We start from the raw sequence: 17,925 nt of genomic DNA, 5'->3' as shown, positions 1-17,925 counted from the left end.
CGGGTAAACCCGCTCCCACAGGTACGGCACAAGGTTGGAAATCTGTGGGCTCTCCGTGGGAGCGGGTTTACCCGCGAAGAGGCCGGCAAAGCCAACAGAGAACCGACAGATGACCGACAACCCCCTGGCAACCCTGTTCCAGTCCCTCGACCAGCATCGCCCCGCCACCCTCGAGGCCCTGCTCGCCGGTGTATCCCTGCTGCTGCCGATTCTCGACGCCATCCCCAACGCCGCGATCTTCATCAAGGACCCGGGCGCCCGCTACGTGCTGGCCAACAACACCCTGGTCCAGCGCTGTGGTCTCAAGCGCCTGCAACCGCTACTAGGCAAGACCAGCGCCGAAGTGTTCCCGGCACAGCTGGGCCCCGGTTACACCGAGCAGGACCGTCGCGTTCTCAAGGACGGCCTGGTGCTGGAAGACCAGCTGGAGCTGCACCTGTACGGCAGCCGCGAGCCTGGTTGGTGCCTGACCCACAAACGCCCGCTGTACAACCAGGCTGGCGAGATCATCGGCCTGGTCGGCATCTCGGTCGATTTGCAATCAGCCGCCGACAGCCACCCCGCGTACCAGCGCCTGGCGGCGGTGGACGAGTACATTCGCCGGCATTTCCACCAGCCTATAAGCATGGGCGAGCTGACCCGTATCGCCGGCATTTCCGTGGCCCAGCTGGAGCGCTATTGCAAGCGGGTGTTCCACCTCACGCCACGGCAGATGATCCACAAGGCGCGCCTGGAGCACGCTCACCGCCTGCTGCACTCGGAACTGCCGATCACTGAAGTGGCGATGTGCTGCGGCTATACCGACCACAGCGCCTTCAGCCGCCAGTTCAAGCAACTGACCGGCTTCACCCCGCGCCAGTACCGTCAGGCGACCAGCGATCAGCTGGCCTGAAACAGCGCCCGCGCCTCATTGAAGCACTGCTCGGCAATGGCCGAACGCGGCTCGCTGCGGCGCAGCAGCAGGCCGACCGGGCTGAGGATGGCGGCGTCGGCCACCGGCAGGATGCGCAGGTGCTCGCTCAGGTCTTCCAGGCCGCAATCCAGCGGCATGACCGCGCAGCACATGCCGGTGTTGATGGCCTGGATCAGCTGGAAGCTCGAGTCGCTTTCCAGCACTGCATTCGGCTCCAGGCCACGGCTGCGGAAACTCAGGTCCAGCGACTGGCGGTAGTGCATGCCCTTGCTCAGCAGGCCCAGCGGGATGTCGCCCAGCTCGTCCCAGCGCAGGATGTCGCTGGTGAACTGGAAGTGCCGGGTATCGTGCAGCAGGCCCATGGTGGTGGTGCCCAGCTCGATCACTTCGAAGAAGCTGGTGTTCACCTGGTCCAGGTAGCAGATGCCCAGGTCGAGCTGGTTGCGGCTGAGCCCGTCGATGATCTGCTCCGAGCTGAGCGAGCTGAGCTGGAAGTGCAGTTCGGGGTACTTTTCACGCAGCGGCAGCAACAGGTGCATGGGGTTGAAACTGGCCAGCGGTACCGTGCCCAGGCGCAGGCTGCCGACTACCTGGCCACGGCAACTGGCGGCCTCGGCCTGCAGGCCGTCGTGGGCGGCGAGCAGGGTGCGGGCCCAGGCCAGGATGCGCTCGCCGGCCTCGGTGAAACCTTCGAAGCGCTGGCCGCGCTTGACCAGAACCAGGTCCAGTTCGTCCTCCAGGTTGCGCAGGCGCATGGACAGCGTCGGCTGGGTGATATGGCACAGCGCCGCCGCCTGGCCGAAGTGGCGGGTCTGGTCGAGGGCGATGAGGAATTTGAGCTGCTTGATGTCCATGGAAGTGCCTGGTATCGGGTTATGCAGACCTTAACCCACGTCTGCGATAGATGTCATTGATCACTCGGTATGCCATATCGATTGGACGCCCCCGGGCCTTGCCTCTAGCGTGGCGGCACTGCCACTCGAGGAGCCCCACCGTGCGCGTCCAGCTCGACGCGGTCTTCGTACCGCTCAATATCGCTGTGCTGACTGTCAGCGACACCCGTACCTACGACAACGACACCTCCGGTGAGCTGCTGGCCAGCCGCGCGGTGGAGATCGGCCACCGCCTGGTGGCGCGGGCGTTGCTCAAGGACGACCTGTACAAGATCCGCGCCCAGGTCGCTACCTGGATTGCCGACGAGCAGGTGCAGGTGGTGCTGATCACTGGCGGCACCGGCTTTACCGGCCGCGACAGCACGCCGGAAGCGGTCGAGTGCCTGCTGGACAAGCGCATCGATGGCTTTGGCGAACTGTTCCGGGCCTTGTCGATTCTCGATATCGGTACCTCGACCGTGCAGAGCCGGGCGCTGGCCGGGCTGTCCAACCGCACGTTGGTGTGCTGCCTGCCGGGCTCAACCGGGGCTTGCCGTACGGCGTGGGAGGGCATCCTGGCGGAGCAACTGGATGCGCGGCACCGGCCGTGCAACTTCGTCAAGCACCTGAAACCGATCGAGGCCTGCGCAAGCCGGGGCTGAGTTTTCACCTGCCCTGGCCCTTTCGCGGGTAAACCCGCTCCCACAGGGACCGCACAGGTTTTAAGGCTGTGGGAGCGGGTTTACCCGCGAAGAGGCCGGCACAGGCAGTAACCAAGGTTCAGTTCAACACATACCCGACCGGCAACAATGCCGGCGGCAACTGCTTTTCTCCCAACCCCGCCAGCACATCGCGCTCCACGGTCCGTACCATGGCATCGGTCGGCAGGTCGTTCTCATCGCGCCCGAACGGGTCTTCCAGTTCGTTGCCAATCGCATCCAGCCCGAAGAACGTGTACCCCACGATGGTGGTGAACAGCGGCGCCAGCCAGCCCAGCGGTTCGGCCAGGGCAAACGGCAGCAGCAGGCAGAAGATGTAGATGGTACGGTGCAGCAACAGCGTATAGGGGAACGGCAACGGTGTGCCCTTGATCCGCTCGCAGGTGGCCTGCACTTCGGTCAGGCCTGCCAGCCGTTGCTCCAGCAGGCTGTAACGCCAATCACTGATCTGCTGCTGTTCAGCCAGCCGCGAGCAGTGCCCGCCGATTTCGCGCAGGATGGCGTCGCACACATTGTGCGGGCTGATCGCCTCGGGCCTGGCCAGCCAGGGCCGGGCGGCGGCCTGTTCGTCTTCGTTGCGCAGATGCGCATTCAGCGCATGGGCAAAGCCGCACAGGTTGCGTAACAGTTCGGCACGCAGGCCTGGGTCGGCAATCACCAGGCTTTCGCGCACGAACGAGCGGGTTTCGATGATCAGCTTGCCCCAGGCCTTGCGCGCTTCCCACCAACGGTCATAGCAGGCGTTGTTGCGAAAGCTCATGAAAATCGACAGCGACAGGCCCAGCAAGGTGAACGGCGTGGCGCTGACCGGGTAGAAAAACGCCGGGAAATGCCGCTCGACCAACACGATCAACGCGGCCAGCAGGGTGATCGCCAGGCAGCGCAGGGCAATGCGCTTTACGATCGAACCCTTGAGGGTGAACAGCACACGCAGCACATCGGGGGTGGGGTGGACGATCATGGAAATCCAGAGACGGCTGGCTAGCCGCCGGTCATGTTCATGAAACGCAGGATCTGCACGTCGCCACCGACTTCGAAGTGATGGCGGTAGGGCTTGAGGTGCAACGAGTCCCGAATGGCCTTTTCCAGGCGTTCGGGGTTGCCGGGGTGGGCGCGCAGCACCTGCTTGAGGTCCACCGAGTGTTCATTGCCCAGGCATAGCAGCAGGCGGCCTTCGACGGTGAGGCGCACGCGGTTGCAGGTGGCGCAGAAGTTGTGGCTGTGTGGCGAAATGAAACCAACCCGAGTGTTGGTGGCTTCGGCCAGGCGCCAGTAGCGGGCCGGGCCCTGGGACGACTCGGTCGACTCGACCAGGGTGAACTGCTCGGCCAGCAGCGCGCGTACTTCGTCGCTGGAGCAGAACGACTCGCCGCGTTCATGTTCGCTGATCACGCCCAAGGGCATTTCTTCGATGAAGGTGATGTCCAGCTCGCGGTCGATGGCAAAGCGCACCAGGTCGACCAGCTCATGGTCGTTGCGGCCCTTGAGGACCACGCAGTTGAGCTTGGTGCGCTTGAAGCCGGCCTGGCGGGCAGCGTCGATGCCGGCGATCACCTGGCGCAGGTCGCCGGTGCGGGTCAGTTGCCTGAAGCGCTCGGCGTCCAGGCTGTCGAGGCTGATGTTCAGGCGCGTGACACCAGCGTCGAACAGCGGCTGGGCCAGGCGCCCGAGTTGCGAGCCGTTGCTGGTCAGGCACAACTCGCGCAGGCCGGGCAGGCCAGCGATGCGCCCGCACAGGTCGACGATGCCCTGGCGCACCAGCGGCTCGCCGCCGGTCAGGCGGATCTTGCGGGTGCCGAGGGCGACGAAGCGCTCGGCAACCGCGAACAGTTCTTCGAGGCTGAGGATTTGCTGGCGCGGCAGGAACTGCATGTCTTCGGCCATGCAGTACACGCAACGGAAGTCGCAGCGGTCGGTGACCGACATCCGCAGGTAGTCGATTTTCCGGTTGAAGCCGTCGATCAGGGCCCGGCTGTTCTGTTCCACGTTCGCGCTCGAATGGTTTGGGACTCAGTCCAAGCTATAACCTGGGCGCAGGGCCGTCAAATTGCTTTGTCCGACCGTTTGATCGATGGCCTCTATCACGGCAGCAGGCCGCGTGTTTCGAAGTGTTGAGCGTGTCGCCCAATTCGCGGGTAAACCCGCTCCCACTGGTGTAGCGCAGGGCTCAAAACCTGTGGGAGCGGGTTCACCCGCGAAGGCCGTGACGCGGTCTCAGCCCATGATCGAAACCGCCTATCACGCTGTAAGATCTTTCGATTGGACGGCTCTACCTCACGCTCCATAGGCTGAAAAAAAGCATCGAAGCGTGAGGATTCATCGCATGAGCCAGGACCAACACATCAGGGACTACAAAGGCGCCGCCGCCGGCTGGGGTGCGCTCAAGAGCGTGACCAAGAGCTGGCTGGGCAGTGACAATGCCTTCAAGAACCTGCGGGCCATGCTCAAGACCAACCAGAATGGCGGCTTCGACTGCCCCGGCTGCGCCTGGGGCGAGTCGCCGGAAAACGACATGGTCAAGTTCTGCGAAAACGGCGCCAAAGCGGTCAACTGGGAGGCCACCGGCCGCTCGGTGGACCCGGCGTTCTTCGCCAGGTACAGCGTCAGTGCGCTGGCCGAGCAGACCGACTACTGGCTGGAGTACCAGGGCCGTCTGACCCACCCGATGCGCTACGACGCGGCCACCGACCACTATGTCGAAACCAGCTGGGAAGAAGCCTTTGCGCTGATTGCCCAGCACTTGCGCGCACTCGCTTCGCCCGATGAGGCCGAGTTCTACACCTCGGGCCGGGCCAGCAACGAAGCGGCGTTCCTCTATCAGCTGTTCGTCCGCGCCTACGGCACCAACAACTTCCCTGACTGCTCGAACATGTGCCATGAGGCCAGCGGCGTGGGCATGTCGGAAACCCTCGGCGTAGGCAAGGGCACCGTGGTGTTCCACGACCTGGAGCTGGCCGACGCCATCTTCGTCATCGGCCAGAACCCCGGTACCAACCACCCGCGCATGCTCGAACCGCTGCGTGAAGCGGTGAAGCGTGGTGCCCAGGTGGTCTGCTTCAACCCGCTCAAAGAACGCGGCCTGGAGCGCTTCCAGCACCCGCAGCACCCGTTCGAGATGCTCAGCAATGGCTCCGAGCCCACCAACACTGCCTACTTCCGCCCGGCCCTGGGCGGCGACATGGCAGTGATGCGCGGCATCGCCAAGTACCTGCTGCAGTGGGAACGCGAGGCTCAAGCCAACGGCGAGCCGGCAGTGTTCGACCATGCCTTCATCGCCGAGCATACCAGTGGCATCGACGCTTACCTGGAATCCGTGGATGCCACGCCTTGGGGGCACATCGTCGAGCAATCGGGCCTGACCCAGGCCGAGATCGAACTGGCCGCGCGCATGTACCGCAAGGCCGAACGGGTAATCATGTGCTGGGCCATGGGCGTCACCCAGCATCGCCACTCGGTGCCGACCGTTCAGGAGATCGTCAACCTGCAGCTGCTGCGCGGTAACGTCGGCAAGCCCGGCGCCGGCCTGTCACCGGTGCGTGGCCACAGCAACGTGCAGGGCGACCGCACCATGGGCATTGACGAGAAGCCCGGGGCGGCACTGCTCGATGCCATTGAAAAACGCTTCAAGTTCCGCGTGCCGCGCGCCCATGGGCACAACGCGGTGCTGGCGATCAAGGCCATGGAGGAGGGGCGGGCCAAGGTGTTCATCGGCCTGGGCGGCAACTTTGCCCAGGCCACGCCGGATACGCCGCGCACCCATGCGGCCATGCGCAATTGCGCGCTGACCGTGCAGATTTCCACCAAGCTCAACCGCTCGCACCTGGTCACCGGCCGCGACGCGTTGATCCTGCCGTGCCTGGGCCGTACCGAAATCGACATGCAGGCCAGCGGGCCGCAAGGCGTGACCGTGGAGGACACCTTCAGCATGGTGCACATTTCCCACGGCCAGCTGCGCCCGCGCTCGCCGCACCTGCGCTCGGAACCGTGGATCATCGCCGGCATGGCCCAGGCGACCCTGGGCAAGCAGCCGATCGACTGGGAATACGCTGTTGCCGACTACGGCCGCATCCGCAGCATGATTGCCGACGTGATCCCCGGCTTTAGCGATTTCAACGAGCGCCTGCAGCACCCGGGCGGCTTCCACCTGGGCAACAACGCCGCCGACCGAACCTGGCGCACGGCCACTGGCAAGGCGCGCTTCAGCCCGCACCTGTTGCCGGAGCAACTGGTGAATGCCAAGGTACTGGCGCGTGGGGACAAGCCCGACCTGATCCTGCAGACCCTGCGTTCGCACGACCAGTACAACACCACCCTGTATGGCCTGGACGACCGCTATCGCGGGGTGTTCGGCCTGCGTGAAGTAGTGTTTGTCAACGAAGTCGACATCCGCCGGATGGGCTTCGAGCCGGGCGAGCATGTGGACCTGGTGTCGCTGTGGGAAGATGGCGTGGAGCGGCGGGTGTCTGGCTTCCGCCTGGTGGCATATGACGTGCCCGAGGGGCAGGCGGCGGCGTACTACCCGGAGACCAACCCGCTGGTGCCGCTGGAAAGCTATGGTGAGGGGACCTATACGCCGACCTCGAAGTTCGTGGCGATCAAGGTCGAGAAGGCCAAGGCGGGGAACCGGATTGCGGCGGTGTTGGCCGCGGATTGACAGGTTGCCTGCGCAAGCCTCTTCGCGGGTGAACCCGCTCCCACAGGGACCTCACAGGCCTTGAGGGCAGCGGTCCATTCAGTGGGGGGGTTTACCCGCGAAGAAGCCAGCACCGATCAGGAGCGATGCACCGGGTAGGCCGTGGTGTATTTCATCTGCTCCATGGCAAAACTGGACGTGATGTTCGACAGCCCGTCAGTACTGGTAATCAGCTTTTTGTAAAACCGGTCATACGCCGCAATATCCGCCACCACCACCCGCAGCATGTAGTCCCAGTCCCCCGACATGCGGTAGAACTCCATCACTTCCTCGAACCCGGTCACGGTCGCGGCAAACTGCTCCAGCCAGGCGCTGTCGTGGCGCTGGGTCTTGAGCTGGACGAACACTGTCAGCCCCAACCCCAGCCGTGCCGGGTCGAGCAGGGCGACACGGCCGACAATGTAGCCATCTTCCTCCAGGCGCTTGACCCGCTTCCAGCACGGCGTGGTAGACAGGTTGACGGCCTCGGCCAGGTCCTTTAGCGAGATCGAGGCGTCGCGCTGAAGCAGGGTGAGAATGTGCTGGTCGAAGCTGTCCATATCGCGCGTGGGCCGTGGAGAAAAATATTTCACAGATTACCCCAAGGCTGGAAGATTTGGGTTGTGCGATAGTGGCTGCTTTCACTCTGCCAATGGGCCTGACCATGTCCGACAAACCGCGCAATTTCGCCACCCGTACCATCCATGCCGGTGAGCAGTTCAGCGTCGCCGATAACGCTATTTTCCCGGCGATCGTCACCGCCAGCTCGTTCACCAAGCGCAGCCTGGACGACAAGCCGGAATACTCCTACAGCCGCGTCGGCAACCCCACCCGGCATGCCTACGAAACCTGTGTCGCCGTCCTGGAAGAAGGGGTTGGCGCGGTCGCCTGTGCCTCGGGCGTGAACGCCACCGCCACCGTGCTGGAGCTGCTACCCAAGGATGCCCATGTGGTGGTGATGAACGGTGTGTACGGTGGTACCTTCCGCATTCTGGAAGACTACCGTAGCCGCAGCTCTGGCCTGACCACCACCTACGTCGATCTCAACGACCTCGAGGCCGTGGCCGCCGCCATCAAGCCGCAAACCCAGCTGATCTGGATCGAATCGCCGACCAACCCCCTGCTGCACCTGGTCGACATCAAGGCGGTGTGCGACCTGGCCAAGGCACGGGGCATTCTCACCTGCATCGACAATACGTTCTGCTCGCCGTGGAACCAGCGCCCGATCACCCTGGGGGTGGACCTGGTGATGCACTCGGCGAGCAAGTACATCGGCGGCCACTCCGACCTGACCGGCGGTGTGGTGGTGGCTGCCAATGAGGCACTGCTGGCGCGTCTGCGTCGTATCAGCATGGCGATTGGTGGGGTGCAGGGACCGTTCGACTGCTACCTGGCTCTGCGCGGTCTGAAGACCCTGGACGTGCGCATGGAGCGCCAGTGTGCCAATGCCCTGCAAGTGGCGCGCTTCCTCGAAAGCCACGCGCAGATCGAGCAGGTGTTTTATCCGGGGCTGGAAAGCCACCCGCAGCATGAGCTGTGCAAACGGCAGATGCGCAGTGGCGGGGCGGTGGTGGCGATGAAGGTCAAAGGTGACCGTGCCGCCCTCAACCGCCTGGTGGAGGCGCTGCAGATCTTCGTGCTGGCCGACTCGCTGGGCGGGGTGGAGAGCATGATCAACCACTCCTGGAGCATGTCGCACTGCTCGCTGAGCCCGGAGCAGAAGGGGGTGATGGGAATCAGCGAGAACCTGCTGCGGCTGTCGGTAGGCATCGAGGATTACCGCGACCTGATCGAAGACCTGAATACCGCGCTCGCGGCCCTGGCTGCGGTGTAAGGCCAAAGACTCCGGCAAGTCCAGCCCCAACGCGACCCGTGTTGGGGCTGCTGGTGCCTGGATAATTGCTCGCCACAACAAACGTATATTTCAGTTTTAATTCGCCATTGGCAGGGATGTCGGTGCGTGTCTCTGTGCGTGTGCAATAGCGTGGAGATTCAATGCAACAAAAATAGTGGCTTGAATAGTGTGGGTTCTCCGTTTAGTATCGCGTTCGTTATAAGTTAATGACTCTATTTCTCTCGGTCGCGCCAGGCAGTGGACTTGGCCGCGCCCGGGAGAACATATGCCTGTCCGGAAGCGGTTGGGCCGCTGTATTTGTCAGGTTCAGCTTCTTGTTGGCTAAGCCGTTGATATTTAAGCGCTTTTTCTGTGTTTTTTTTGGCTATGACGCCAGCTGTGTGGGCTGTTTGCAGCGGGTCTGCGAGTGCTTTTTTACGCGCTAGTTAAACTTGCCAGTTTAAGAATATATGAGCAGGTGCTCGGTTCTGAACGTTCAAGTTTAATAATGCGAATAATGAACTGATCGTTTTATTAATACGGGTTCGGCAGCTGCGCTACGGGCTGAACTTGTATGGCGGGTGAGTTGTGTCTGGAATTCGGGTGCTTAATTGACTCGTTAGTTTAATTATGTGGCAGACAAGGCTCCGGGTAATTGGCCGGAGCGAAACAAGTTGCGTCACTCACCCTTGCGCAGGATGGCAAGGCGGGATCGGACGTCTGCGGGATGCCGGGCACGCCTTCGGCAGTCTCGAGGCGAAGATTTACATAGGTGGAAACAAGGAGTCTCAAGATGAGCAACGACAATATGCTGAACCGCTCGCTTGCGCTGTTGACCGAGGCAGGCATCGACAGGCTGGCTTCCAGCTGCGTGGTCATAGCCGGCTGCGGGGGAGTGGGTGGGGCCATGGCGCTCACGCTGTGTCGCATGGGGGTACAGACATTCAAGCTGGCGGATCCGGGGGTTTTCGATCCGCCTGACATGAACCGCCAGTGGGCGGCGACCGGCGCTACCCTGGGGCGCAACAAGGCGCTGGTCTATCGCGAGCTCATCCTCGACCTGAACCCGCAGGCGAAGGTGGAGATTTTCGTGGAAGGTATCACGGCCGATAACCAGGACGAGTTCCTGAGCGGTGCAGATATCCTGGTTGACTGCCTGGATGCCAATGTCACCCATGCGCTACGCGAATCCATCCATGCCAAGGCACGGCGAAACGGTGTATTCAGCGTTGCGGGGCCGATCATGGGCTTTGGCTGCTTTGCACTATGCTCCTCGCCCGATGGATTGGCCATGGACTACTGGACCGAGACGCTCAAGGGGGCCAAGGAGCAGGGCTCGCTACCGCGGGTTTTCGACGAGATCTTCGTGCCGCAGCATATGCAGGCCATCGTGCGCAGCCTGGAGGTCGGCAAAGTGCCGACAGTGGCTGTTGGCGTATTGATCGCGACTTCGTTGCTGGCAACCGAGTGCGTCAACTACCTGCTGCATGACCTTGTACCGGGGTTCCGCGAGCCGATCGTGCTGCCGAAGGTGATGTTCTTCGATCTCAACCGCATGAATCACAAGGTAATCGACGTAACTGAGGGGGCGTTGGCATGACGGTGCAGGCAGAAAGCGCCGAAGGCCGTGCGCAGATCCTTGCCCGTCATGGTTTCAACCTCGACCTTGTACCGTCACGCCTGGTGCTGGATGACTACCAGACGGATAGCCTGATGCACCGGGCCTATCCGAGCTTCCCCGCCCAGCAGGACGCTGGCCGTGAGCTGGACGAGCAGCTGTCCAATGCCTTTGAAGGGCTTTTCAACCTGCCGCAAGTCATTGCCGTGGCTCAGGGGCGACTGGCCGAAGCATTACTGGTCAATGCCATGGTTTCACCGGGGGACTGCGTCCTGGGCAGTGCCCCCTTTCCGACGCTCGAAGCCCACGTTCGGCTCAAGGGCGCTTCGCTGTGCAGCGTGACCGCGAGTGACGGCAACGGGGCTTTCGCTGCCGACCTCGACAGTGCCGCGCTTGAGCGCGCCATCCGCCGCGTGGGGCGTCAGCGGGTGCCGTTCATCCTGCTGGAGCCTTGCACCAACGCCGTCGGCGGTGCTCCGATGTCGGTCGAGAACCTGCAGGCAATCAAGGCAGTGGCTGCACATCATGGCATTGCGCTGGTACTCGATGCGACTCGAATCATCAGCAATGCCTGCCTTGTCCGCGAACACGCCAGCGGCTGGCAGGGCAGTGACGAGTTGCACATCGTCAAGGCCATGTGCGACTTGGCCGACGGCGTGTTGATGAGTGCGACCAAGGAAATGCCGACGACCATTGGCGGGTTCCTGGCGCTGCGTGACCGCGCGTTGTTCGAGCGTTGTCTTGACCAGGCGCTGATCTTCGGCAGCGGTCTGGATCTGATGGGCAAACGCCGGCTGCTGGCCGCCATGCACGAGCCGTCCGGTCTGGTGGAGCGCGTACGCGCGCGCATCGACCAGGTGCGCCGTTTGCACGGCCTTGTCGGTGCGGGTCGCGGGCTGAGTGCCGGTGCGCATGGGCTGTTCCTGCATGGCAGCGCGGTGTTCGCCGGCATGCCGGCGCACCTGCGCCCAGCGCGCGCCTTCCTCAATCACCTGTACGTCAGGCACGGCGTACGCGGTGCGCTCAACCCTGGTGCGTCGACCGAACATGGTGATGCCCAGGTGCGCTTCGCGATTGCGGTGCCCGGCAAAAGCCAGCGCGCACTGGAGGCGGCGGCTGCAGCTATCCGCGCGGCCCTGGCAGAAACCGACCAGTTTGTCGGTCTGGAGGAGGTGTACCGCCCCAAAGGCATGGCCGGTGGCTTGATGGCGACCTATCGACAGGCAGGAGGCATGCACGCATGAAGCGGATTTTCCTGCTTGCCTGGCTGTGTTGCCCAACGCTGGCGCTGGCTGGCGCCACGGTGCAGGCCGAGGAGCCCAGGGCCGTCATCGAACGCTCCGAAGGCCGTTCAATTGGCAAGGACTCGGTGTCGATGCTGATGGTGACCCTGACCGACCAGGCAGGCGTCCGCCGCCAGCGGGGCTTGCTCTGGTACCACCTGGCGGGCCAGCAGGGCGATCTCGACCTGCAGAAGTTCTTCTACCCGCGCAGCATCCGCAACATTGCCACTTTCAACGAGGAAGTGCGTGATGCCGAGGATTTGCAATATCTCTACCTGCCGGCCGCCAGCCGGGTAAGGCGGGTTTCTTCGAAGCACCAGACATGGGTGGGTTCGGACCTGATCTATGAGGACCTGCAGAAGCTCAACCTCGAAGACTGGACATACCGTTACGTGGAGCAGGCCAGCGAGGATGGCTTTGCCGTGCATGTCATCGACTGCGTGGCCAAGCCTTCGTCGAACTCCGCCTATGCCAAGCGCCGCTATTACATTCGCGCGGATGGCAGCTACTTCCCCAGCCGGATCGACTTCTTCGACACCGCGGGTGCCCTGATCAAGCAAGTCCGGCGCAGCGATGTACGTGCCTACGGCGATGCGCTTTACGAGCGCCTGGTCCAGGTGAAGGATTTTCGCAATGGCCACCAGACAGAACTGGAGCGACGTTGGGTCCAGGTGAATGTCGGGCTGCCCGCTGCACTGGTATCGGTGCGGCAGATGGAGAAAGGCATCGAGCACTTTGCCCACCCGGCAGACATCCAGCGGGTGGTCGATGAGGCAACCAACGGGATGGTGGAGTGAATGGGCTGCTACTTCCACAGGCTGGCTGCTGCCCTGCTGGTTGCCAATATGCCGCTTTCGAGCAGCCAGGCATGGGCAGGCCCGGAAGGGCAAAGCACGGTCACCGGCTTTCTCGACTTGCGTTCGGCCGCCGGGCTTGGCAGCGGTGGTGAAGTGGGCTCCAGCGCGTTGAAGTCCAACCTGGACAGCGGCCATCGCGGGCGTGCCCGGGTGGAGCTGGACCATCAGGGCGAGGGCCTGCGCACGGTGCTGTCGGCGGATATGGAACTGGAGCACAAGGACATGCGCAGGACTGCCGACGAGAATGAAAGCCAGGCCCGGCTCTGGGAGGCATTCGTGGAATGGGATGGCGAGAGCACCAGCTGGCGCATTGGCCGCCAGGTGATCCAGTGGGGCGTGGCCGATGAAGTCAGTGTGATCGACAGCTTCACCCCGCAGGATTTTCGCAGTTTTCTGGTGCATACCCGTTTTGAACGCAAGTGGCCGGTGACGGCGGTGAGTGGCCGGTACTTCCTCGACGATGGAGGTTTCGTAGAGATGGTCTGGCAGCCGCAGTTTCGCCAGGACCTGCTGGCGCAGCCAGGGGAAGAGTGGAGCTTGTTCGTGGAGAACAACTATGTCCGCGGCCTGGGCCTGCGCGAGCGTTCCACCGCCATCGAATCAGGCGGTCTGGGTGAAAGCGTGCTTGCGCTGCGCAGAGTGTTGCGCGGTGACGATTACGACTTGTCGTTCAACTACGCGTATCAGTTCGAGCAACTGGCGGCGTTTCGTGCCGATATCCAGGGGTTCGACCAGCGTGGCAAGGCGATCGGCACGGTGCAGCCATACCACGCCCGCCAGCACACCAGCTCGGTCGCGTTCGAATCGGGGCGGGACGGGATCGGCCTGCGCGGTGAACTGGCATACGTGACCGACGCCGGATACGTCTCCTATGACCTCAGCGTACCCGGCTTGGTGGAACGCCGGGACACGATCAGGGGGGTGGCGGGTATGGACTACACCTTCGCTTCGCGTACCTACATCAACCTGCAGTACACCCTGGATTACATCCGCAACCACAACGGCCAGATGCAACCAGACAAATACCGGCCCAGTGTCACCTGGCGGGTCAATGTCCCATTGAAAGGGGAGGATGTATGGCTGGAGTTCCAAGGGCGCGAGTTCATGAACATGACGGACCGGTTCATGCGCTTGCAACTGCGTTGGCGCGTCACCGACGACTGGGAACTGCGGGCCGGTGGCATGCACTTTGCCGGGCATGACGAAGGCATATTCGGCGAGTTTCGAGATAACGACCAACTGTATGCGGGGGTTCATTACTACTTCTGACTGAGCATGTTGCTGCACATCGATTGGCGGTAAAGGTGAACGCTGAAGAAGAACCGACAAGTTTGTTCTTGCGCACGCGTGCACCCGGAATCTGGACAAAGAAGGTTTTAATTGATCCTACAAAGGAGCGTAAAAAATGAATGTTGAACTCAACCCGGAAGTGATCAACGAGTACCAGGCGCGCATGGCCGTGGCCCGCGAAAGGTTTGCCGCCCGTGACGACGTGCAGGCCCTGTTCAATGCCCCGATGGAACCTCGGTTGCTGAACCTCTTCATGATCTACTGGAGCGCCATGAGCGCTGCGCTGACAACGCCTATCCCCGAGTATCTGGCCACCGCCGGCATGCGCTGCGAGGCATTGGGCCTGCATGACCTGGCCGAGTTCTTCAAGGAACATACCGAAGAAGAAGATGGCCATCACGAGTGGGCGGCTGCGGATGTCAGGAAACTGGTGGACCTGTGGAACTTGAATAACCCGGGCATGCCCTTCAATGCGGATGATTTGCTGGTTTCCAACTTGACGCCGTCGGTGCGTCGTTATCATCAGTTGCACAAGGATGTGGTGGCCGGCGATGCGCCATGGGCGGAACTTGCAATCGATGTCGAGATTGAATTGATCACCACCCAATATGGCCCCCCCCTGATGAAAGCCTGCAGCGCGGCGTTGTGTGAGCGTGGACAGCAAAGCATTTCCTTCCTCGCCGAACATGTAAGGTTCGATTTTGGCCATACCGATATCAACTTCCGCGTTGTTGCGGACTTGATCAAGGCCAAGCCTGAATTCACCGACCATCTCGTTGCCATTGGCGAGCGGGCGTTGACTGCCTATGGCGATTTCCTGGGTGAGGCCTTGCAGCTGGCCAGGCAGGCGTACGGGCGCCTGCAGCACGACCGGGCAACTGTCGGCGCGTGACCTGACACGGACTGTTATTCGAATACGACAAGGATAGAAAGGAGCTGGTCGGTATGTTCAAGAAAGTATGCGTCACCTGCTTGCTGACCGATGCCGTCGAAGGGGTGGCACTCGATTCTGACGGTATCTGCAACCTGTGCCGCGTATCGCAGGGCGGTGGCAAATTGCGCCAGGAGGCGCAGCGCATGCAGTTTCAGCACGATCTGGAGTCGACGCTACGCGCCGCCAAGGGCAGTGGCAGGAAGTACGACTGCATCGTTTCCTTCAGCGGCGGCAAGGACAGCTGCTACCTCTTGCATCGGCTGGTGGTGGACTACGGGCTGAAAGTGCTGGCGTATACCAGCGACTACGACATACCGGCCAGAACCTGGGACAACATTCGCCGTACCATCAAGGCCCTGGGGGTGGACCATCACGTGCACCGCCCGATGCAGAGTGTCTACCGCCGCTTCATTCGCCACCTGCTGATGAATCAGGGCCCCAAGGGGGCGGTGCACACCGTTTGCTATTTCTGGCTGGATATCCGTGAAGGAGACCTGCTGCGGTTTGCCCTCGAGAAAGACATTCCGCTGATTTTCACCGGCTACTCCCCTGGTCAGCCGGAACCCGAGCGCATGCTCTACGAAATGGCGCCACAACGTATTGCCCAGGACTGGACCCCTCATGCCTTGTTCGAGAGCGGGGTGTTCAAGGAACACGAGCGGGCGCTGTTCTGGAACCCGCAGCAATACGCTGATCAGACCAGGCTGCCGCGCATTCTTGCCCCGTTCCATGCCTGGGAGTACGACCAGGCAGGCGTCACCAGGGCGGTCATCGAGCTGGGGCTGGTACAGGACAAGGTGCACGCCAACCCGGTACTGAGCAACTTCACCTTGAACTGGCTGCTGATGTATTCGGACCTCAAGCACCTTGGTTACAACCCATACAAACCAGAGTTCGCCAAGCTGGTGCGCGAAGGCAAGGCGGGACGTACGCGATGGCGGATCATTTTCGCGCTGATGGACTTCATGGTGCGCCGGCGGATTTTCATGGGCCGGCATATCGATCGTTCGCTGCGCGAACTGGACCTGCGCCTTGAAGACTTGCGCATGGCGCCACCCCAGGAGGCGCCATGCCCGGTGGGCCAGCCACACAAGGCAGGCCAGGCACACGACTTCGCCTGACCGCTGGCGGTGCTGCGAGCGCCGCCCTTCCCAATGTCTCAACCAAGGATGGTATCGATGAGCGATACAGCATTCTCCAGCGGACTGTTCGCAGGTTTTACCGACTTGCGCTTCTCTCATGAAGGCGTGTCGCGCCAGGTCTTTCGCCTGGGCGAAGGGCCGGCAGTGTTGCTGATGCACGAGGTCCCCGGGCTCCATGAGGGGGTTGTGCGCCTGGCCCGTCGGCTGGCAGAAGCCGGCCTGAGCGTGTGGCTGCCAGTGTTGTTCGGTGAGCCAGGGGTGCGGGTTTCGGCATTGTCCGTGGCCAGATGCATGGGCAAGGTCTGCATCTCGCGGGAGTTCAAGGTGCTGGCCAGCCGGCGCCGCAGCCCCATCACCGACTGGCTGCGAGCGTTGGCCCGTTGCGCCCATGAGACCTGTGCCGGACCTGGCGTGGGCGTGATCGGGATGTGCCTGACGGGTGGCTTCGGCCTGGCCATGATGGCGGACGCCGCGGTGATTGCCCCGGTGCTTGCCAACCCGTCGCTGCCCTTTGCCCTGTCTGCCGGCAAAGCCGGGGCACTGGGCCTCGAACAGGTTGTACTGGAAACCATCAGCCGTCGCGCCAGCGAGCAGGACATCACCGTGCTCGGGCTGCGATTCACTGGCGATCCTGCAGTGCCTGACGCGCGTTTCGAAAGCCTGAAACAGGCCTTCGGCGACCGCTTCGTTGCGTGCGAAATCGACTCCAGTGCCAGCAACCCGCATGGAATCGGCCGCTGGGCCCATTCGGTGCTGGGGGTGAGTTATGTCGACGACCCAAGCCATCCCACTTACCAGGCCCAGGAACAGGTCGTGGCCTTTCTCCAGGCCCGACTGGCCGCGGACACCTCAGGGGCATGTGCATGGAAACCATAGAACTGGCCAGAACGATGGCGCCGGTCATCCTGTTCGTGATGATGATCGGGATGGGGCTGGGCCTCGAGGTCGCGGATTTTGCAAACCTGCTCAGGGCGCCTGCGGGTGTCGTGATCGGTACCCTGGGCCAGGTGGTGGTCCTGCCGTTGGTGGGCGTGTGGGTTACCTGGCTGTTCGCTCTGGAAGGCGCCTTGGCACTTGGCGTGATCATCCTGGCGCTGTGCCCTGGAGGCGTGGCATCCAACACCATCACCTACCTGGTCAAGGGCGATGTGGCACTGTCGATCTCTCTTACCGTGATTTCCAGCTGCGTGGCGTTTGTCAGTGTGCCGTTGCTGGCCTCGCTGGCACTGGCGCACTTTGGCCTGTTCAGCCACGAGGTGCGCCTGCCGATGGGCGAAACGGTATGGCGTCTGTTTCTGCTCACCCTGCTGCCGCTGGCCTTGGGCATGCTGATCGCCCGTCAATGGCCGAACGCCAGCGTTCGGCTGCAGAAGCCCCTACGCCTGCTGGGCTTCGCCTTCCTGATGTTGATGATCCTGACCGTGGTGGTCAGGGAATACGCGTTGATCGAAGACTACGCCTCGCGCCTGGGGGGCAGCCTGCTGGTGTTGTTCGGCGCGACCATGGGCCTGGCCTGGCTGGTGGCGTGGCTGGCCGGGCTGGGCCGCGCGCAGCGGCGCTCGATCACTGTCGAGATCGGCATCCAGAACAGTGCGCTGGCGATGGTCATCGCCAGCCTGATTGGCAGTGTCGACATGGCCATCGCCGCGATCATCTACAGCGTCATTGTCTGCCTGGTCGCGCTGCTGGGCGTTTCAGTGCATGCCTTGTGTTCCGGGCAACGTCGCGTACCGGACCCGGTGCGGCTTCATGGGCAGCACGCATGCAACTCGGTACACAAGGACTGAATGG

At 62.5% G+C, this 17,925-nt stretch carries 16 protein-coding genes; 12 read left to right on the top strand and 4 right to left on the bottom strand.

Annotated features, from left to right (window positions below; translation table 11 throughout):
• Nucleotides 1–109: 109 nt before the first annotated feature.
• On the top strand, nucleotides 110–892 hold the full coding sequence (locus tag FQ664_RS21485; RefSeq protein WP_144174737.1) for an AraC family transcriptional regulator: 783 nt from the start codon (nucleotides 110–112) through the stop codon (nucleotides 890–892).
• Here FQ664_RS21485 and FQ664_RS21480 read toward each other — a convergent pair.
• Entirely contained in the window at nucleotides 880–1,767 is an 888-nt protein-coding gene (locus FQ664_RS21480) for a LysR family transcriptional regulator (protein ID WP_144174736.1), read from the bottom strand. The two genes, FQ664_RS21485 and FQ664_RS21480, sit on opposite strands and share 13 nt — an antisense overlap.
• A gap of 140 nt (nucleotides 1,768–1,907) precedes the next feature.
• Here FQ664_RS21480 and moaB point away from each other — a divergent pair, with 140 nt between their 5' ends.
• Nucleotides 1,908–2,447: a molybdenum cofactor biosynthesis protein B gene (moaB, locus tag FQ664_RS21475; RefSeq protein ID WP_144174734.1), complete on the top strand. Its 540-nt coding sequence runs from the start codon at nucleotides 1,908–1,910 to the stop codon at nucleotides 2,445–2,447.
• A 118-nt stretch (nucleotides 2,448–2,565) separates the two neighbouring features.
• Here the strand turns inward: moaB and FQ664_RS21470 are convergent, their stop codons facing one another.
• Both FQ664_RS21470 and moaA read right to left on the bottom strand, forming a co-directional pair.
• On the bottom strand, nucleotides 2,566–3,465 hold the full coding sequence (locus FQ664_RS21470; protein ID WP_144174732.1) for a bestrophin family protein: 900 nt from the start codon (nucleotides 3,463–3,465) through the stop codon (nucleotides 2,566–2,568).
• Nucleotides 3,466–3,485: 20 nt separating this feature from the next.
• Nucleotides 3,486–4,490: a GTP 3',8-cyclase MoaA gene (gene moaA / locus FQ664_RS21465; RefSeq protein ID WP_144174730.1), complete on the bottom strand. Its 1,005-nt coding sequence runs from the start codon at nucleotides 4,488–4,490 to the stop codon at nucleotides 3,486–3,488.
• A 337-nt stretch (nucleotides 4,491–4,827) separates the two neighbouring features.
• Between moaA and FQ664_RS21460 the strand changes: the two genes are divergently transcribed.
• Complete coding sequence (locus tag FQ664_RS21460) at nucleotides 4,828–7,158, top strand: FdhF/YdeP family oxidoreductase (RefSeq protein ID WP_144174729.1); 2,331 nt, start codon at nucleotides 4,828–4,830, stop codon at nucleotides 7,156–7,158.
• A gap of 116 nt (nucleotides 7,159–7,274) precedes the next feature.
• Here the strand turns inward: FQ664_RS21460 and FQ664_RS21455 are convergent, their stop codons facing one another.
• Entirely contained in the window at nucleotides 7,275–7,736 is a 462-nt protein-coding gene (locus FQ664_RS21455) for an Lrp/AsnC family transcriptional regulator (RefSeq protein WP_144174728.1), read from the bottom strand.
• A gap of 92 nt (nucleotides 7,737–7,828) precedes the next feature.
• On the opposite strand from FQ664_RS21455, the gene FQ664_RS21450 reads away from it, so the two are divergent.
• From FQ664_RS21450 to FQ664_RS21410, 9 genes are all read left to right on the top strand, one after another.
• On the top strand, nucleotides 7,829–9,010 hold the full coding sequence (locus tag FQ664_RS21450; protein ID WP_144174807.1) for a trans-sulfuration enzyme family protein: 1,182 nt from the start codon (nucleotides 7,829–7,831) through the stop codon (nucleotides 9,008–9,010).
• Nucleotides 9,011–9,803: 793 nt separating this feature from the next.
• Nucleotides 9,804–10,610 carry a ThiF family adenylyltransferase gene (locus tag FQ664_RS21445; RefSeq protein WP_144174727.1) on the top strand — a complete coding sequence of 269 codons (807 nt, stop codon included), beginning with the start codon at nucleotides 9,804–9,806 and terminating at the stop codon, nucleotides 10,608–10,610.
• Nucleotides 10,607–11,872, top strand: a complete 1,266-nt coding sequence (locus FQ664_RS21440; protein ID WP_144174726.1) for a beta-eliminating lyase-related protein — start codon at nucleotides 10,607–10,609, stop codon at nucleotides 11,870–11,872. The genes FQ664_RS21445 and FQ664_RS21440 overlap by 4 nt, the downstream gene beginning before the upstream one ends.
• Nucleotides 11,869–12,708 (top strand): outer membrane lipoprotein-sorting protein, encoded by an 840-nt coding sequence (locus FQ664_RS21435; protein ID WP_144174725.1) that lies wholly within the window; start codon nucleotides 11,869–11,871, stop codon nucleotides 12,706–12,708. The genes FQ664_RS21440 and FQ664_RS21435 overlap by 4 nt, the downstream gene beginning before the upstream one ends.
• Nucleotides 12,709–14,037, top strand: a complete 1,329-nt coding sequence (locus FQ664_RS21430; RefSeq protein WP_144174724.1) for a DUF1302 family protein — start codon at nucleotides 12,709–12,711, stop codon at nucleotides 14,035–14,037.
• A 136-nt stretch (nucleotides 14,038–14,173) separates the two neighbouring features.
• Nucleotides 14,174–14,950: a hypothetical protein gene (locus FQ664_RS21425; protein WP_144174722.1), complete on the top strand. Its 777-nt coding sequence runs from the start codon at nucleotides 14,174–14,176 to the stop codon at nucleotides 14,948–14,950.
• Between the two features lie 53 nt (nucleotides 14,951–15,003).
• Complete coding sequence (locus FQ664_RS21420; RefSeq protein WP_144174719.1) at nucleotides 15,004–16,113, top strand: adenine nucleotide alpha hydrolase family protein; 1,110 nt, start codon at nucleotides 15,004–15,006, stop codon at nucleotides 16,111–16,113.
• A 57-nt stretch (nucleotides 16,114–16,170) separates the two neighbouring features.
• Nucleotides 16,171–17,010 carry a dienelactone hydrolase family protein gene (locus FQ664_RS21415; protein WP_144174717.1) on the top strand — a complete coding sequence of 280 codons (840 nt, stop codon included), beginning with the start codon at nucleotides 16,171–16,173 and terminating at the stop codon, nucleotides 17,008–17,010.
• Nucleotides 16,998–17,921 carry a bile acid:sodium symporter family protein gene (locus FQ664_RS21410; protein WP_178091032.1) on the top strand — a complete coding sequence of 308 codons (924 nt, stop codon included), beginning with the start codon at nucleotides 16,998–17,000 and terminating at the stop codon, nucleotides 17,919–17,921. The genes FQ664_RS21415 and FQ664_RS21410 overlap by 13 nt, the downstream gene beginning before the upstream one ends.
• The last annotated feature ends 4 nt before the right edge of the window (nucleotides 17,922–17,925 follow it).

Origin of the sequence: Pseudomonas persica (assembly GCF_900291015.1) — a bacterium.
GTDB lineage: Bacteria > Pseudomonadota > Gammaproteobacteria > Pseudomonadales > Pseudomonadaceae > Aquipseudomonas.
The sequence above is the reverse complement of the archived record's forward strand: the minus strand, read 5'-3'. Positions and strand labels throughout refer to the sequence as shown.

Bases quoted from the DNA above. Each gene is read 5' to 3' on its own strand.
- FQ664_RS21485 (WP_144174737.1), top strand. From the start codon at position 110: ATGACCGACAACCCCCTGGCAACCCTGTTCCAGTCCCTCGACCAGCAT.
- FQ664_RS21480 (WP_144174736.1), bottom strand. From the start codon at position 1,767: ATGGACATCAAGCAGCTCAAATTCCTCATCGCCCTCGACCAGACCCGC.
- FQ664_RS21470 (WP_144174732.1), bottom strand. From the start codon at position 3,465: ATGATCGTCCACCCCACCCCCGATGTGCTGCGTGTGCTGTTCACCCTC.
- FQ664_RS21460 (WP_144174729.1), top strand. From the start codon at position 4,828: ATGAGCCAGGACCAACACATCAGGGACTACAAAGGCGCCGCCGCCGGC.
- FQ664_RS21455 (WP_144174728.1), bottom strand. From the start codon at position 7,736: ATGGACAGCTTCGACCAGCACATTCTCACCCTGCTTCAGCGCGACGCC.
- FQ664_RS21450 (WP_144174807.1), top strand. From the start codon at position 7,829: ATGGGCCTGACCATGTCCGACAAACCGCGCAATTTCGCCACCCGTACC.
- FQ664_RS21445 (WP_144174727.1), top strand. From the start codon at position 9,804: ATGAGCAACGACAATATGCTGAACCGCTCGCTTGCGCTGTTGACCGAG.
- FQ664_RS21440 (WP_144174726.1), top strand. From the start codon at position 10,607: ATGACGGTGCAGGCAGAAAGCGCCGAAGGCCGTGCGCAGATCCTTGCC.
- FQ664_RS21435 (WP_144174725.1), top strand. From the start codon at position 11,869: ATGAAGCGGATTTTCCTGCTTGCCTGGCTGTGTTGCCCAACGCTGGCG.
- FQ664_RS21430 (WP_144174724.1), top strand. From the start codon at position 12,709: ATGGGCTGCTACTTCCACAGGCTGGCTGCTGCCCTGCTGGTTGCCAAT.
- FQ664_RS21425 (WP_144174722.1), top strand. From the start codon at position 14,174: ATGAATGTTGAACTCAACCCGGAAGTGATCAACGAGTACCAGGCGCGC.
- FQ664_RS21420 (WP_144174719.1), top strand. From the start codon at position 15,004: ATGTTCAAGAAAGTATGCGTCACCTGCTTGCTGACCGATGCCGTCGAA.
- FQ664_RS21415 (WP_144174717.1), top strand. From the start codon at position 16,171: ATGAGCGATACAGCATTCTCCAGCGGACTGTTCGCAGGTTTTACCGAC.
- FQ664_RS21410 (WP_178091032.1), top strand. From the start codon at position 16,998: ATGGAAACCATAGAACTGGCCAGAACGATGGCGCCGGTCATCCTGTTC.